Consider the following 16,666-nt stretch of genomic DNA (forward strand, 5'->3'; position numbering starts at 1 on the left):
GTTATAGGTGGGTGAGGTGAACGAATGTCCCACTCCCTTTTTTTACATTTTCTTTCTTTTTGAAACTAAGCTACAATAGTAGAAAGTAAATATTTGGAGAATGCACATGTGGACGAGAATAACTAAACATAAAGGTTCTGCTTACCAACAGATCATGGATCAAATTTTGAAGAAAATCGAAAATGGGCAATTGCAACCAGGAGATAAATTACCTTCTGAAAGAATGTTTGCTGATTTTTTTGGTGTGAATCGTACGACTGTTGTTCATGCGTTAGATGAATTGCGTGGGCTAGGGATATTGGAAAGTCGTCAAGGGAGTGGTCGGTTTATTTCTTCGGTGACTTGGGGTGATTTTTCAGAGCCGCGGATCGATTGGCGTCAATTGATCTCTGCAAGATACGATAAAATCGTTGATAGTTACGGAGAAAAAGTCAAAGAAGCAAGTCGGAAATCCGATTTTTTAGATTTATATTCAAGTGAAATGCCGCTTGATGTATTACCTAATATGAAGATGCCCAATTATACATTAGAAGGTATTTTAAAAGAAGAACAAGCCGTTTCCGTGTTTGGGTATCAACCGCTGATGGCGCAGATCAGAGAACGCTTGACCAGAAATAACGGATTTTCGTTTAAAAAAAGTCAATTGCTAATCACTGGTGGGGGACAACAAGCGATCTTTCTGATTTTACAAACCATTTTGTCGGTAGGAGATGCCATCGCGGTGGAATCCCCCACTTTTTTCTACCGCTTGCCATTGTTTAAAGCACTTGGTACCCGCTTGTTCGGTATTCCGATGGATGATCAAGGGATTGATCTAGAAAAATTGGAAGAAGCTATTCATAAGCATAAGATCAAAGCGGTCTTAGTCAATCCAAATTTTCAAAATCCGACAGGTACAGTGATGGCTGCTGAACGTCGCCAACGTTTAGTCGCGCTGTGCCGCAAATACCAATTGCCGATCATAGAAGACGATGTATTTGCAGATTTAGCCTTTTCTCCGGAGAAACAAGCTTCGATCGCTCCGATCCATGCGATTGATCCGGAAAATGTCTTGTATGTCGGCTCGTTATCGCGTTTGTTGGGGGAAACGACTAAAATTGGTTGGATCGTGGGCCCAACTATTCTGATCCAACGATTGTCTGAGGCACAAAAAATGATGGATGTCTCTTTGAGTATCTTTACACAAATGGCCGCAACTGCTGTTTTTGATTCTTCTTTTGACCAAAACATGGCAAGTCTGTGTCAACGACTAGAAAAGAACAGTCAGCTTTTACGTAGTTGGGTCGATTCGCAAGACTTCTTTCATTTAGCCCCTCTTGCAGGCGGATATTATGGCTGGTTGACTTGGGAGGGTGAAAAGTTCACGAAAGTATTAGCAGAAAGATTATTACGTGAGGGGTTAGGTGTGGCTCCAGGTTATCTTTTTGGCGAAGACATTGGTTTAAGAATCAACTATAGCCGTATGAGTCCTGATGTCCTACCATTGTTCGTTTCACGAATGGACAAACTACGTACATGGTTGGAAGCGAAAGAGAAGCAATAGTAAGAAAAGAAAGAGTAACTTTTGTTATTTTTTCTTTTCTTTTTTATTTTGTGAAGAAATTTCTGGAAAAGTTGGCGTATTGCCTGTTAATTAAAAGAAATATGTAGTTGGACAGGCTTATTGTTTGTAAAAAAGCCTATGTTAAGGATAAAATTAAAGTAAGTGGTTTGTGTAATCACTCACTATCGAGAAAAAAATTAATACAGTGATTGGTAAAAGGTTGTAACAACTTGAATACAGAAAAGAAACGATTGTTATAAAAGGGGAGAAACATCTCTATGTTTTTTTAGAAAAAATGTAAACCGCTTACTACCTTGTGATTACCTTCACTATTTTAACAGAGATAGGGATTGTTATAATTTTTTTAAATGGTGAAAATTTGTGCTTAAAGCTTGTATTTCGGAGGAATACGTGATAATTTATTAGTGAAGCCGGAGAAATAGTGATACAGATATCGTCGCTGTTTCAACCGCGGAATGAAGAGAGTTTCTTATAGATGAGAGAGGAATGTGTGATAAATGGCAAACAAGAAAACACCTATCGACTTCCAAGCGTTGCTTGAAGAAGTCAATTCAGATTTTCCGGTATACCAAGCACTTGATCAAGATGGGAAAGTAGTAAACCCTGATCTTGTTCCAGATTTGACAGATGAAGAGTTAGTAGAATTGATGACTAGCATGGTTTGGTCTCGTGTATTGGATCAACGCTCAACAGCATTGAACCGTCAAGGACGTTTAGGATTTTTTGCTCCTACTGCTGGACAAGAAGCAAGTCAATTAGCTAGTGCATTCGCTTTTGACAAAGAAGATGTACTATTACCAGGTTACCGTGATGTTCCACAATTGATCAAACACGGCTTACCTTTATCTCAAGCATTTCTATGGTCTCGTGGGCATGCAGCTGGTAACTTCTACCCAGAAGAATTGAAAGCTCTACCACCACAAATCATTATTGGTGCACAATACGTCCAAGCAGCAGGTGTTGCATTAGGACTTAAAAAACGTAACAAGAAAAATGTTGTTTTCACTTATACAGGTGATGGCGGTTCTTCTCAAGGTGACTTCTATGAAGCAATCAACTTTGCTGGAGCTTACCATGCGAATGCTGTATTCTACATCCAAAACAATGGATTTGCGATTTCAACACCTCGTGAAAAACAAACAGCAGCAAAAACATTAGCGCAAAAAGCAGTAGCAGCTGGTATCCCTGGTATCCAAGTAGATGGTATGGACCCATTAGCCGTTTATACTGTTTCAAAAATGGCACGTGACTGGGCAGTCTCTGGTAACGGACCTGTATTGATCGAAACATTGACTTACCGTTACGGTCCACATACATTATCTGGTGATGACCCAACACGTTACCGTGAAAAAGATGTTGACGATGAATGGCAATTAAAAGATCCATTGATCCGTTTCCGTAAATACCTAACTGAAAAAGGTTTATGGAGCGAAGAAAAAGAAGAAGCAGTCATCGAACAAACAAAAGAAGAAATCAAAGCAGCAATTGCTGAAGCAGATAAAGTTCCAAAACAAAAAGTTTCAGATTTCTTGAAAAATATGTTTGAAGAAACACCACAAACAATCAAAGAACAAATTGCAATCTATGAAGCGAAGGAGTCGAAATAACCATGGCACAAAAAACAATGATTCAAGCAATCACAGATGCCTTAGCACTTGAACTTGAAAACGACGAAAACGTACTCGTTTTTGGTGAAGATGTCGGCAAAAACGGAGGCGTATTCCGTGCAACTGAAGGATTGCAAGAAAAGTTCGGTGAAGACCGCGTATTTGACACTCCTTTAGCAGAATCAGGTATTGCCGGATTAGGTTTCGGTTTAGCACTTGAAGGATTCCGTCCTGTCCCTGAAATCCAATTCTTTGGCTTTATTTTTGAAGCAATGGATGAAGTTGTAGCACAAATGGCTCGTACGAGATACCGTATGGGTGGAACAAGAAATATTCCAGTAACGATCCGTTCACCATTTGGTGGTGGTGTTCATACACCTGAATTACACTCAGATAACTTAGAAGGATTGATTGCTCAATCTCCTGGTATCCGTGTAGTGATTCCGTCAAACCCATATGATGCAAAAGGATTATTGATTGCTTCTATTAGAAGTGATGACCCTGTTGTTTTCTTGGAGCATATGAAACTTTATCGTTCATTCCGAGAGGAAGTGCCAGATGAAGCGTACGAAGTGCCTTTAGATAAAGCCGCAGTGACTCGTGAAGGAACAGATGTATCAATCATCACTTACGGTGCAATGGTACGTGAAGCCATCAAGGCAGCAGATAATCTTGAAAAAGAAGGTATCTCTGTTGAGATCGTTGACCTACGAACAGTTGCTCCATTAGATGTTGAAACAATCATCAAATCTGTTGAAAAAACAGGACGTGTCGTTGTTGTTCAAGAAGCACAACGTCAAGCAGGCGTAAGCACTCAAGTAATCTCTGAAATCTCTGAACGTGCAATTCTTTCATTAGAAGCACCAATCGGACGCGTTTCTGCACCAGATACTGTTTTCCCATTCGGTCAAGCAGAAAACATCTGGTTGCCAAATGCTTCTGACATCGAAGCAAAAGTAAAAGAAATCGCAGAATTTTAAGGAAAGAAAGGACGTTAAAAACCCATGGCTTACCAATTTAAATTACCTGATATCGGTGAAGGTATCGCAGAAGGTGAAATCGTTAAATGGTTCGTTCAACCAGGCGATACGATCAATGAAGACGATACATTATTAGAAGTACAAAATGACAAATCAGTGGAAGAAATTCCATCTCCAGTAACAGGAACAGTGAAAAGCATCGTTGTTCCAGAAGGTACAGTTGCAAATGTTGGTGACGTATTAGTTGAGATCGATGCACCAGGACATGAAGGAAACGAAGAAAGCGGAAGCGAAGGCGTGGCAGCTACTGAGCAAACACCTGAAGCACCTGCTGCTGAACCAACAACAGAAAGTTCATCTGCATCAGCAGAAGCTTCTGACGGTGGCGTATTCCAATTCAAATTACCTGATATCGGTGAAGGTATCGCAGAAGGTGAAATCGTTAAATGGTTTGTTAAAGCCGGTGACACGATCAATGAAGACGATACATTATTAGAAGTGCAAAATGACAAATCAGTGGAAGAAATTCCATCTCCAGTAACAGGGACTGTGAAAACAATCGTTGTTTCTGAAGGTACAGTTGCAAATGTTGGTGACGTATTGGTTGAGATCGACGCGCCAGGACACAATAGTGCACCTGCAAGCAAACCAGCGGCAGCAACTTCTGATGCAAAAGTGGAAACTTCAGGTTCTTCAAGTATCCCTGAAGCGGCAAACCCAGATAAACGCGTATTAGCAATGCCATCTGTTCGTCAATTCGCTCGCGAAAAAGACGTGGATATCAGTCAAGTTTCTGCAACTGGAAAAGGCGGACGTGTGACAAAAGAAGATATCGAAAACTTCTTATCTGGCGGAGGCGCTCCAGCAGCTGCAAGCAAACCTGCTGAATCAGCTGCACCAACAGAAGCATCTGCTGAAAAACCAGCTGAAACAAAAGCTGCTCCAGCAAAAGCATTCAAATCAAACTTAGGCGATCTAGAAGAACGTGTGGCATTGACACCAACACGTAAAGCAATTGCCAAAGCAATGGTCAACAGCAAACAAACAGCACCTCATGTCACTTTACATGATGAAGTTGAAGTAACAAATCTTTGGGATAACCGTAAGAAATTCAAAGAAGTGGCAGCTGCTAACGGCACGAAATTAACGTTCTTGCCTTACGTTGTCAAAGCGTTGACTGCAACAGTCAAAAAATTCCCAATCTTGAATGCGTCAATCGATGATGCAAAACAAGAAATCGTTTATAAAAACTATTACAATATCGGTATCGCAACAGATACAGACCATGGTTTGTATGTGCCAAACGTGAAAGATGCTGACCGTAAAGGAATGTTTGCGATCGCAGACGAAATCAACGAGAAAGCAAAACTTGCTCATGATGGCAAACTAGCGGCAGACGATATGCGTAACGGAACGATCACGATCAGTAACATTGGTTCAGTTGGTGGCGGCTGGTTCACACCAGTAATCAACTACCCTGAAGTAGCAATCTTAGGTGTAGGAACAATTGCACAACAACCAATCGTCAATGCTGAAGGTGAAATCGTTGTTGGCCGAGTGATGAAATTATCATTGAGTTTCGATCACCGAATCGTCGATGGTGCGACAGCACAACAAGCAATGAATAACATCAAACGTTTATTAGCTGATCCAGAGCTATTAATGATGGAAGGATGAGAAACAAATGGTAGTTGGAGATTTTGCTGTTGAATTAGACACAGTTGTAATCGGTGCGGGACCTGGCGGCTATGTCGCTGCCATCCGCGCTGCTGAAATGGGCCAAAAAGTAGCGATCATTGAAAGAGAATATATCGGCGGCGTTTGTTTGAACGTTGGTTGTATTCCTTCTAAAGCGTTGATCGCAGCAGGTCATCATTATCAAGAATCACTTGATTCATCGATGTTCGGTGTAACAAGTGAGAATGTCTCACTAGATTTTACAAAAACACAAGAGTGGAAAGACAACAAAGTAGTGAAAACATTGACTTCAGGTGTCGGCTACTTGTTGAAAAAACACAAAGTTGAAACGATCGAGGGCGAAGCATTCTTCGTAGATGATCATACATTACGTGTGATCCATCCGGATTCTGCTCAAACTTATTCATTCAACCATGCTATCGTTGCGACAGGTTCTCGTCCAATCGAAATCCCTGGATTCAAATTTGGTGGTCGTGTCTTAGATTCTACAGGTGGATTAAGCCTAACAGAAGTTCCTAAGAAATTCGTCATCATCGGCGGCGGGGTAATCGGTGCTGAACTTGGTGCGGCTTACGCAAACTTAGGTTCTGAAGTAACGATCCTTGAAGGTTCACCACAAATTTTACCTACGTATGAAAAAGACTTGGTGAAATTAGTGGAAGATGACTTCAAGAAAAAAGGCGTAACAGTCATTACAAATGCAATGGCTAAAGAATCAATCGACAATGGTGATAGCGTAACTGTAAAATATGCAGTAGACGGAAAAGAAGAATCAGTAACAGCTGACTACGTGATGGTCACTGTTGGACGTCGTCCGAATACTGAAGACATGGGCTTAGAACAAGCTGGTGTTGAAATCGGTGAACGTGGCTTGATTCCAGTTGATAATCAAGGACGTACAAATGTACCTAACATCTTTGCAATCGGCGACATCGTTCCAGGCGCTGCTTTAGCACATAAAGCAAGTTATGAAGCAAAAATCGCCGCAGAAGCAATCTCTGGCAAAAAAGTAGCAGTTGACTACAAAGCAATGCCAGCTGTTGCCTTTACTGATCCTGAATTAGCATCAGTAGGGATGACGATCAAAGAAGCAAAAGAAGCCGGACTAGAAGCAACAGCTTACAAATTCCCATTCTCAGGGAACGGTCGTGCTTTATCATTAGGTAAAACAGAAGGCTTTATCCGCTTAGTGACAACGAATGAAGACAATGTCATCATCGGTGCGCAAATCGGTGGAGTTGGAGCAAGTGATATGGTTTCTGAACTTGCTTTGGCAATCGAATCAGGTATGAACGCTGAAGATATCGCATTGACGATCCATCCACATCCATCTTTAGGTGAGATCACAATGGACGCAGCTGAATTAGCTTTAGGCTTACCGATCCATATTTAATCATTCAACTAAATGCAACTTTCTCTGAGAAGAGAGAGTTGTGTTTTTTTATACTCTAAATAGCGACTATAAAATTATTATGTAAACTAAAATAGAGCAAAACCACTTGGAAGAAGTCTTCTTTCTATGATAAACTGAAAGGGATGAATAGAATAGGAGATAATATCTATGAATGAGTATCAATATCCATTAGACTTGGACTGGACCACTGAAGAAATGGTCATCGTGATGAACATGTGGGAAGCCCTCGAAAAAGCGAATGAACAAGGAATCAATAATCAGGAATTTCTATCAACCTATCAACAATTCAAAACAGTGATCAAATCGATCGGAGAAGAAAAACGGTTAGGACGCGAGTTTGAAAAAGCTTCTGGCTATTCGCTATACCGTACTATTCAAGAGGCAAAGAAGAACACCAACAAAATGCTAAAAATGAATGGGTGAGACGATGGAGAAAATGATTGAGGAAATAATTGCCTGGTTGGCAGCAGCAAAAGAAAAGATCCTCCATGCACAAAATGAGCAACTAACAGTTGCAGAAAAAACGAATCGTAAAGATCTAGTGACAAACATGGATCGAGAAATCCAAGCATTTCTGATCAATAAAATCCATTCTGCCTATCCTCAAGCAAAAATTTTGGCAGAAGAAGAAGGATACAACAACTTATCTGATTTGAGTGGTCAAGTCTTTATCATTGACCCCATTGATGGTACGTTGAACTTCGTGGTACAAGGAGAAAATTTTTGTATCATGCTTGCTTATTACGAAGATGGAGTGGGACAGCTAGGATTCATCTATGATGTCATGCGAGATGAATTATACTGGGGCGGTAAAACGATCGGTGTTTACAAAAATGATGTGAAATTACCCCAACCGCAAGACCTTCCATTAGACAAAGGATTAGTAGCAATCAATAGCTATCTCTTCGGTCATGATCGATTCAACATCCATGCGATTGGTGAACAAAGTATCGGCGTTCGGATGTGTGGCTGTGCAGGCTTAGAATTGATTGCGATGTTAAAAGGCAACCACATCGGCTATATCTCTAATCTAAGTCCCTGGGATTACGCAGCTGGTAATGTCTTGTTGGAAGAATTCGGTATGCGATATAGTGGGTTTTCCGGTGCACCATTGAGTTTCAGTGGCAGAGAATATTATTTAGCCGCAACTCCAACCGCCTATGCGACCATGCTTGACATGCTTCAATTGGATTGATTATTTTTCTAGCTTTGAGATACATCCATCAAAAAAGTTCTTATAAAATAAGTGGGGGACGATAAAATTGCTTTTTTGAGCAATGTAATCCTTCGCTTATTTTTTTGATCGATGATAGTATCGGAACAGTCATTTATAGAAGATGCTAATGAAAAAGTTTTTGTAATGACTTTTTTTTACATAAATTCGGATTTTTCGGGCTGTTTTGATTAGAAAAAGGGCGAATTATTAATTTTCTCGAAAAAATGAAAACATTTCACTATATTTCATGAAAAAAGTTTGGTATAATAAACAGTCGAGTAAAATTGCCCTGTGATAAAGAATCGATAAAAAAGGAGTTACTTAAATTGAATAAAAGAAATGACATCCGTAACGTAGCGATCATCGCCCACGTCGACCACGGAAAAACAACATTAGTTGATGAACTATTAAAACAATCTGACACATTAGACGCCCACACTCAATTACAAGAACGTGCGATGGACTCAAACGCACTTGAACAAGAACGTGGAATCACAATCTTAGCGAAAAATACAGCTGTTGATTATAAAGGGATTCGCGTCAATATCATGGATACACCTGGACACGCGGACTTCGGTGGTGAAGTAGAACGTATCATGAAAATGGTAGACGGCGTTGTCTTAGTTGTAGATGCCTATGAAGGCACCATGCCTCAAACACGTTTCGTATTGAAAAAGGCTTTAGAGCAACATATCACACCGATCGTTGTTGTAAACAAGATCGACAAACCATCCGCTCGTCCTGAGTATGTGGTAGATGAAGTCTTAGAATTATTTATCGAATTAGGCGCAGACGATGATCAATTGGATTTCCCAGTGATCTATGCATCTGCTTTGAACGGAACATCTAGCTTATCCGATGATCCAGCGGACCAAGAACCAACAATGGCACCGATCTTTGATACAATTGTCGAAGCTATTCCTGCACCAGTTGACAATAGCGATGAACCTTTACAGTTCCAAGTATCATTACTTGATTACAATGATTATGTTGGACGTATCGGTATCGGCCGTGTCTTCAGAGGGAAAATCAAAGTTGGTGACCAAGTATCACTGATCAAACTTGATGGCACAGTGAAGAAATTCCGTGTGACAAAATTATTTGGTTTCTTTGGCTTACAACGTTTAGAGATCCAAGAAGCTAAAGCTGGTGACTTGATCGCTGTCTCAGGAATGGAAGATATCTTCGTTGGGGAAACAGTTACACCAGTCGATCATCAAGAAGCATTACCGATCTTGCATATCGATGAACCAACATTACAAATGACTTTCTTAGTCAATAACTCTCCATTTGCTGGACGCGAAGGAAAATACGTGACATCACGTAAAATCGAAGAACGTTTGATGGCAGAATTACAAACAGACGTTTCACTTCGTGTTGAACCAACGAATTCACCAGATGCTTGGACAGTTTCAGGTCGTGGTGAACTTCACTTATCGATCTTGATCGAGAACATGCGTCGTGAAGGTTATGAGTTACAAGTATCACGTCCAGAAGTTATCGAAAGAGAGATCGATGGCGTAAAATGTGAACCATTTGAACGTGTTCAAATCGACACACCAGAAGAATATATGGGTAGTGTCATCGAATCATTGAGCCAACGTAAAGGTGAAATGCAAGATATGGTTCATACAGGAAATGGTCAAATTCGTTTGACATTCTTGACACCTGCTCGTGGATTGATCGGTTACTCAACAGAATTCTTGTCAATGACTCGTGGTTACGGAATCATGAACCATACATTTGATCAATACTTGCCAATGCTTCCTGGCCAAATCGGCGGACGTCACCAAGGTGCGTTAGTATCCATCGATACAGGTAAAGCAACAACGTATTCAATCATGAGTATCGAAGAACGTGGTACTGTATTTGTTGAACCAGGGACAGAAGTCTACGAAGGTATGATCATCGGTGAAAACAGCCGTGAGAATGACTTGACAGTCAATATCACAAAAGCAAAACAAATGACTAACGTTCGTTCAGCTAACAAAGACCAAACATCAGTCATCAAAAAACCAAAACAATTAACACTTGAAGAATCATTAGAATTCTTGAACGACGATGAATACTGTGAAGTAACACCAGAAAACATCCGTCTAAGAAAACAAATCTTAGAAAAAAATGCGCGTGAAAAAGCATCTAAAAAGAAAAAATAATAATTTTGACCGAATCCTAGAGAAAGCTCTGGGATTCGGTTTTTTTGTTATATAGGATCGATCATCAAATCAAACATAGTTATTCAATAAAATACTAGCTAAAAGCCGTTGGTGTACCACTTTTCTCTATCCGATGTTTTTTTAGTATAGTCAAAATAAATCATAAAATTATACGATTTCTTGATGGATAAGATTAAATAACAATATTCTTTCAATTTATACCAATTAATAGGGAAAAAACGGCGTTATCAAAAAGTGTATTTAGGTTTAGAGTTAAAGTAGGAAAGTTCTAATAGAATATTATTAATGATGGAGGATGAATAAAATGTAAAAAAGAAAAAATAAATGACGTTATAATAAAATGAAGCTTTGCTTTTGAATGATCATTAGAAAAAAGGAGGAGTATAGAAGACTCAAGATGAGAATGATTGCTTACTCAACTGAATATTTTCTAAGACTTCTCCGAATATACTTGTAGAATAAATGGAGGTAAATCTTAGAAAAATGAAAAAGACAAAAATTCTGAATAGCCTGATAATTATCGGCTTGGTGTTAGGAAGTATGAATGATGCTGTTGTACAAGCAATTTCGAGCATAGAGTTAAAGACTGAGAAGACATCATTGGTTGAAAAAAAACAACCCTCAGTAGAACCAAACAAAGAAGAAGACAAAATAAACAACAAAAAAATAGCTATTAAAGAAGAAAGTAATGAACAACCAATTGAGAAAAATAAAAGGACTAGTGCTAAGAATAATAATCCGAGCGATAATTTTGATAGTGTTAGCAACGGTAATTACTTTAAACCGACTACTGATGCAACTTTACTGAAAATTGGTGAAGAGCAGGCAGTTCGAGTGCAATCAGATTTGTCAAAAACAACTTTTAATATTTCTGAGTTGCAACACGAGAAAGACGACAGCTTTGAAGTTTTAAATTTTTCTAAGAGTATTTTTCCGAATGATAAAGGAATGGTTATGTGGCCATTAGGTGGAGGGCGTAATAATGTCTATTGGACGCAAGTAGATTCTAACAATGGAATTTGGCGGATGCGCCTATACGCTTCAATGGCTTCAACAAGCGAGCCTTATTTAAATGCAAGTTTTACTCGACTAAAATACGGTTCTGTCAGTGGGAATGAAGTATTTGTCTTTCCAAGAGTGGCTTATTTATCGAATCCTACATCTAATGTTAACGATGTGAAACCATTTCTCATGGCAGCTACATTTGAAGTACGGTTACCGACTGCTGAAGAGGAAATCGGTAAAATTGTAGCAACTGCCAAAGAAGGTACACATAAACTCATGCAAAATACTCAACCGATCCCTAATCCAGAAACTTATCTAGATGTAAAAAATACACGTGGAAAAGTTGAATATAGTTGGAAAATAGCCCCTGATACAACGAAAGTAGGAAAGCAAGATACGAAGATTTTAGTAAAAGACGAGTCGGGTAGAGAAATAGAAGCAGTAGTTCCAATCACTGTAGAACCTCTAGCTGTAGAAATCGAGGGAAAACCAGGACCATTTGACATTTATCAATATGATAAATTGCCAGATGTGACTGAATACTTTGAAGTAACAAATCTGTATGGTACCTATACGCTAAAATGGTTTGATGATGTGAATACTGATTCGCCAGGCGAACAAACATGGCGAGCAAAAGTAACAACTTCTGATGGACGTGAAGCAACTGCTTCGATTCAGATGGATGTGACGCCACATGAGGGCTTAAAGGTTAACCTCAAATCAATTGAAGATCGAAAACTCGGTTATAATTATCCAACATTTGCAACAAACTTTAGAGATTATATTGATTCGGTCACTATGCATGGTGAACCAGTCGAATTAAGAGATCTTGAATTTATTCCACAAGAAAGTGTGGAGGCAGATTATCGGATAGGTGGTCTTCAAACGCTCAAATTGACAGTTCAAACCAAGCACCCAAATAGCGGTGTGATGATTAAGGGAACTGGTGAGGTAACACTCAATGTTCTTTGGGACCACTCGATTTTGATGAAATCAATCAATGGTGAATCAGCTGGATCATTTACTTTAAGAACAGATAATTCAGGAAATGAGACGGCAAAAGTTGTATTTGGGATGGGGATACCAACCTCAATAAATACGGCAGTTGGTCCGCAGAGTTCCCCATTTTCGCTATATTATTCGTTTGAAGTTTTACGAGGCGAAACAGTCGTTTATAGCCAAGAAGTGACAAATCGCGCAACTTGGCAGCAAATCATGGATAAATTTGGAGATTCTACTGGAACGATCGATGTCCGTTATGGTGATGTCATTAAGATATATCATCCAGAACGAACGCCTAATAGTTCAGTCTTGATGATTGACGAACAGGAACAGGATTATACATATGATACGGCGTACGCCTACTACAAGATTACTCCTTATGGATTTGATCCATTCCCCTTGCTAGAAGCAGAAGCTTCACAAAAGAGTTTTGTTTTAGGCGAGAACACTAAGACAATTGATCCAGCTTCATTAATAAAGAATGTAACGATCAATGGTCGAGTAGTTGATAGTAGTTTATACGAAGTGGAATCATTGATCGATTTTGATACAAGTAGTATTGGAACAAGAAAAATGAAATTGAAAGTCACGATGAATGATGGACTTTCAGCAGAGGAATTCGAAGTCGATTACCAAGTCAAATGGGGCAGCACATTTGTGCTAAAAGGCTTGAATGATGCGACGGTTGGCGCATTTAGTCTACTAAAAGAAAACGATCAATGGGCATTGCATGCTAGTCAAGGAGTAAATGGGACAGACTTGAGTCAACCGGTCAATAATCATTTTGGCCGAGACATCTACTATGGTATTGAAGTGATCGAAAATATTACTACCAAATACCAATATAACGTGCTAGGAAATCAATCGATTAGAGATGGGATCGAAGGGTTCAATCAAGGAAAACCATTAACCGTCAAACAAGGTGACGTCATCAAAGTGTATCATGCAGAACCAACAGGTAATAGTCTATTGATGCAAGATGAAATAGCCAAAGACTTTACAATGGGCTCAAATGATGCCTATTACGAAGTCACAGAGCATGGGCTAGAACCGATCCTCGCGATTTCTACGGATACTAAACCACAAGAATTTAGTCTAGGTGATGATGCCACAGAGATTGATGGAACCCAACTGATTAATTATGTGACGATCAACGGTACCGAGTTAACACCGGATTTATATACAGTGAAGCAATTAGGAAACTTCGATACAACCACAGTTGGTCAAAAAGAACTTGCTATCCAATTTGACACAAAAGATGGGGTAGTATCAAAAGTCATCACAGTGCCTTATGAAGTGAAATGGGGCAGAACGATCGTGATGAAATCTAGCACCGGTGGTTCAGCAGGTGTTTTCTCACTGCAAACTACTAATACGACAAGACAACTGAAAATCCATCATGGGTTTGACTCGCCATTAGACGAGCGCTTAGGAAACGATCAAGACCTCTATTATTCAATTGAAGTCCTACGGGGTGAAAGAGTCCATTATAGTCAAGAAGTCCCAGGTCGTGTCACGTTACAAGACGTCATCAACAGCTTTGGAACTAATGGTACTCAAGCTGTCACTGTCCAGTTAGATGATGTGATCAAAATTTATCACCCGCAAAAATCTCCTGGTAGCTCGGTACTGATGGTCGATGAACTAGAAGAGGACTTCACTTATGGTTCAGATTATGCGTATTACAAAGTAACGACTTATGGTTTTGAAGCAATGCCAGTCATGGAAGTCCATACAGCTAATAAAGCCTTTTATCTCGCGCAAGATGTGACTACTGCAGCTGATGCTGAATTAATTGATCGTGTGACGATCAACGGCAAAACAGTCGATCCAGAGGAATACACGATCGAAAGACGTTCAGAAATCGATACGACAACGATAGGAAATAAAAACGTCTCTATGCGTGTGAAAATGAACGATGGTTTATCTAGTGTGCAACTTGAACTGCCTTATCAAGTCAAATGGGGAAGTACATTTGTTCTGAAAGGCGAAGAGAAAGAAGGGAAAAGAGGCATCGTCGGTTCTTTTAGCCTGCTTGATCAAAATGATGAGTTGGCTATCTATGCCACGAAAGGCGAAGATGAAACAGAACTTAATGCGCCAGTCAATCCTGCCTATGGTCGGAATGCCTATTATCGAATCGACATCCTAGCAGATCCTAAAAATAAAGCAAATAGTTTATTTCCCGATAACATCAAATATACTTATGAAGTGGCAGGTAATCAAACGGTTCGTCAAGCAATCGAAGGGTTCAATAATGGCCAATCATTACCTGTGGAAGAAGGAGACATTTTCCGTGTCTACCATGCAGAAACAGATAACCAGAACTTACTGATGTGGGATGATATCGTCAAAAACCTATACAGCTGGGTTGAATTACGCTTATTATGAAGTCAAGAATGGCGAGTTTGAGCCGATTACGATGATTTACGCAGATGTTGCTAGTCAGGAACTCGTCTTAGGTGAGGATACCAGTGAGGTAGACGTGACAACGTTGATTGAGAATGTTGCATTCAACGGACAGAGTTTGAACACAGAGCTTTATAAAGTAGAACAAATGGGAGCGTTTGATACCCATACGACAGGAGAAAAAACAGTAACGGTAAAAGTATCGACAGCAGATGGTGTTTCTTCGACTGACATCGAAGTGCCTTATGAAGTGAAATGGGGTAGCACGATCCATTTGAAAAATCGTAAAGGTGAAACGGTTGGATCGTTTGGTTTACTTAAAAACAGCAAACAAATTGAAATCCAATCTGTCCAAGGAACCGATCAAACAGTATTGAAGAATCGAGTGAATGAATACGATGACACCGAAGTATATTATGGAATCGAAATTCTCAACGAACGTAAGCAAAGCAAATATCAATACGAGGTTCGTGGCACACAAACAATCGAGCAAGCCATTTCACGTTTTAATACTGGTAAATCACTGGCGGTGACCCCAGGTGATATCGTGAAGGTTTATCACGTAGATACTAGTAACAATTTATTGATGGCAGAAGAGAACGAACGAAACTACACCTATGGCAGTAATTACGCGTATTATAAGGTAACAGATTATGGTTTTGAGCCTACAGGTGAGTTAACAGTTGAACCTGCTCAGCCTTCTTTTGCACAAGGCACTGAAAGAGTTGACCTGAAATCGTTAGTAAAAGAAGTGAAAGTCAATGGGCGTGTAATACCTAAAAACGTCTATACTGTTTCTTTAGATGGAACATCTGAAATCGATACAGAAACTATGGGCAGTCGTTTTGTTTCTCTCGATGTCAAAGTGGATCGGAGTTATGGGAGTTTATCTACTCGTACAGAATCTTCATATGAAATCGTTGAACCTGGACAAGAAACAGCGCCAGGAGAAGAGGACGCTAGTGCAGAAGATGGTACTGGTACATCCAACGATCCAGATGCAGATGGAATTTCAGCAGAGACTGGATTAGGTGAGGGTTCCGCAGCCGAAGGTGATGAGAGTAAATTGCCACAAACCAATCAAACCATCAATCGAGTACTGCCATATATTGGTGCATGTTTCTTACTAATAGTAGGATTTGTTTTTTGGAAACGAAAAATGTCTAAGAAATCGTTTGATAAACAGTAACGGATAGTTAAAATGACAACGAAGCAGTTGAAAGAGCGAAGTGATAATTACTTTGGCATTCTTTCAACTGTTTTTTTATGATCACTAAAGGAGTCACGGACAAGAAATATAAAAATAAATCCTATGAGCAAAAATCAAAATTCTCGTAATAGGAAGTCAATCCTTAGCTGTGGAGAACTTAAAGAAACAAAAAATGAAAGCAAGAACGGCAAGATGAATTTTTTAAAGAACTTTTAAAAAACTCAAAGCACTCTGTTTTTGGTTTCACAAACGGTGTTTTGTTTCACGGAGTTAGGCTTGCTCTTATGAGCAGACAGAAGTAGAATAGATAGTACATGTCTGATGAATCATTTGAGAAAATGCGTAATTAATAGTTAGATGAAAGAAGTAAAACTTGAAAGTGTA

10 protein-coding genes are annotated in these 16,666 nt (G+C 39.5%); all 10 read left to right on the top strand.

Going from position 1 to position 16,666, the window contains the following annotated elements:
• The first annotated feature begins 106 nt into the window (after positions 1–106).
• The 10 genes from IGK01_RS05665 (at position 107) to IGK01_RS05710 (ending at position 16,261) form a co-directional block, all read left to right on the top strand.
• A complete protein-coding gene (locus IGK01_RS05665) occupies positions 107–1,543 on the top strand; it encodes a PLP-dependent aminotransferase family protein (RefSeq protein WP_153830395.1) in 1,437 nt (478 codons plus the stop codon).
• A 518-nt stretch (positions 1,544–2,061) separates the two neighbouring features.
• Complete coding sequence (gene pdhA, locus IGK01_RS05670; protein ID WP_010735671.1) at positions 2,062–3,171, top strand: pyruvate dehydrogenase (acetyl-transferring) E1 component subunit alpha; 1,110 nt, start codon at positions 2,062–2,064, stop codon at positions 3,169–3,171.
• 2 nt (positions 3,172–3,173) lie between these two features.
• A complete protein-coding gene (locus IGK01_RS05675) occupies positions 3,174–4,151 on the top strand; it encodes an alpha-ketoacid dehydrogenase subunit beta (protein WP_438840553.1) in 978 nt (325 codons plus the stop codon).
• 24 nt (positions 4,152–4,175) lie between these two features.
• Complete coding sequence (locus IGK01_RS05680; protein ID WP_023519524.1) at positions 4,176–5,828, top strand: dihydrolipoyllysine-residue acetyltransferase; 1,653 nt, start codon at positions 4,176–4,178, stop codon at positions 5,826–5,828.
• A gap of 7 nt (positions 5,829–5,835) precedes the next feature.
• Positions 5,836–7,242, top strand: a complete 1,407-nt coding sequence (gene lpdA, locus IGK01_RS05685) for a dihydrolipoyl dehydrogenase (RefSeq protein ID WP_010735668.1) — start codon at positions 5,836–5,838, stop codon at positions 7,240–7,242.
• Between the two features lie 168 nt (positions 7,243–7,410).
• Positions 7,411–7,686 (top strand): UPF0223 family protein, encoded by a 276-nt coding sequence (locus tag IGK01_RS05690; RefSeq protein ID WP_010735667.1) that lies wholly within the window; start codon positions 7,411–7,413, stop codon positions 7,684–7,686.
• Positions 7,687–7,690: 4 nt separating this feature from the next.
• On the top strand, positions 7,691–8,458 hold the full coding sequence (locus IGK01_RS05695) for an inositol monophosphatase family protein (RefSeq protein ID WP_137072328.1): 768 nt from the start codon (positions 7,691–7,693) through the stop codon (positions 8,456–8,458).
• 347 nt (positions 8,459–8,805) lie between these two features.
• Positions 8,806–10,635: a translational GTPase TypA gene (typA, locus tag IGK01_RS05700; RefSeq protein ID WP_010735665.1), complete on the top strand. Its 1,830-nt coding sequence runs from the start codon at positions 8,806–8,808 to the stop codon at positions 10,633–10,635.
• 504 nt (positions 10,636–11,139) lie between these two features.
• Positions 11,140–15,054: a cell wall protein gene (locus tag IGK01_RS05705; RefSeq protein WP_438840554.1), complete on the top strand. Its 3,915-nt coding sequence runs from the start codon at positions 11,140–11,142 to the stop codon at positions 15,052–15,054.
• Positions 15,005–16,261, top strand: a complete 1,257-nt coding sequence (locus tag IGK01_RS05710; protein WP_438840555.1) for an LPXTG cell wall anchor domain-containing protein — start codon at positions 15,005–15,007, stop codon at positions 16,259–16,261. Before IGK01_RS05705 ends, IGK01_RS05710 begins: the two co-directional genes overlap by 50 nt.
• The last annotated feature ends 405 nt before the right edge of the window (positions 16,262–16,666 follow it).

The sequence above is a fragment of the Enterococcus sp. AZ080 genome, assembly GCF_051714945.1.
GTDB lineage: Bacteria > Bacillota > Bacilli > Lactobacillales > Enterococcaceae > Enterococcus_B > Enterococcus_B pernyi.

Bases quoted from the DNA above. Each gene is read 5' to 3' on its own strand.
- IGK01_RS05675 (WP_438840553.1), top strand. From the start codon at position 3,174: ATGGCACAAAAAACAATGATTCAAGCAATCACAGATGCCTTAGCACTT.
- IGK01_RS05665 (WP_153830395.1), top strand. From the start codon at position 107: ATGTGGACGAGAATAACTAAACATAAAGGTTCTGCTTACCAACAGATC.
- IGK01_RS05690 (WP_010735667.1), top strand. From the start codon at position 7,411: ATGAATGAGTATCAATATCCATTAGACTTGGACTGGACCACTGAAGAA.
- IGK01_RS05710 (WP_438840555.1), top strand. From the start codon at position 15,005: ATGATATCGTCAAAAACCTATACAGCTGGGTTGAATTACGCTTATTAT.
- IGK01_RS05695 (WP_137072328.1), top strand. From the start codon at position 7,691: ATGGAGAAAATGATTGAGGAAATAATTGCCTGGTTGGCAGCAGCAAAA.
- IGK01_RS05705 (WP_438840554.1), top strand. From the start codon at position 11,140: ATGAAAAAGACAAAAATTCTGAATAGCCTGATAATTATCGGCTTGGTG.
- lpdA (WP_010735668.1), top strand. From the start codon at position 5,836: ATGGTAGTTGGAGATTTTGCTGTTGAATTAGACACAGTTGTAATCGGT.
- pdhA (WP_010735671.1), top strand. From the start codon at position 2,062: ATGGCAAACAAGAAAACACCTATCGACTTCCAAGCGTTGCTTGAAGAA.
- IGK01_RS05680 (WP_023519524.1), top strand. From the start codon at position 4,176: ATGGCTTACCAATTTAAATTACCTGATATCGGTGAAGGTATCGCAGAA.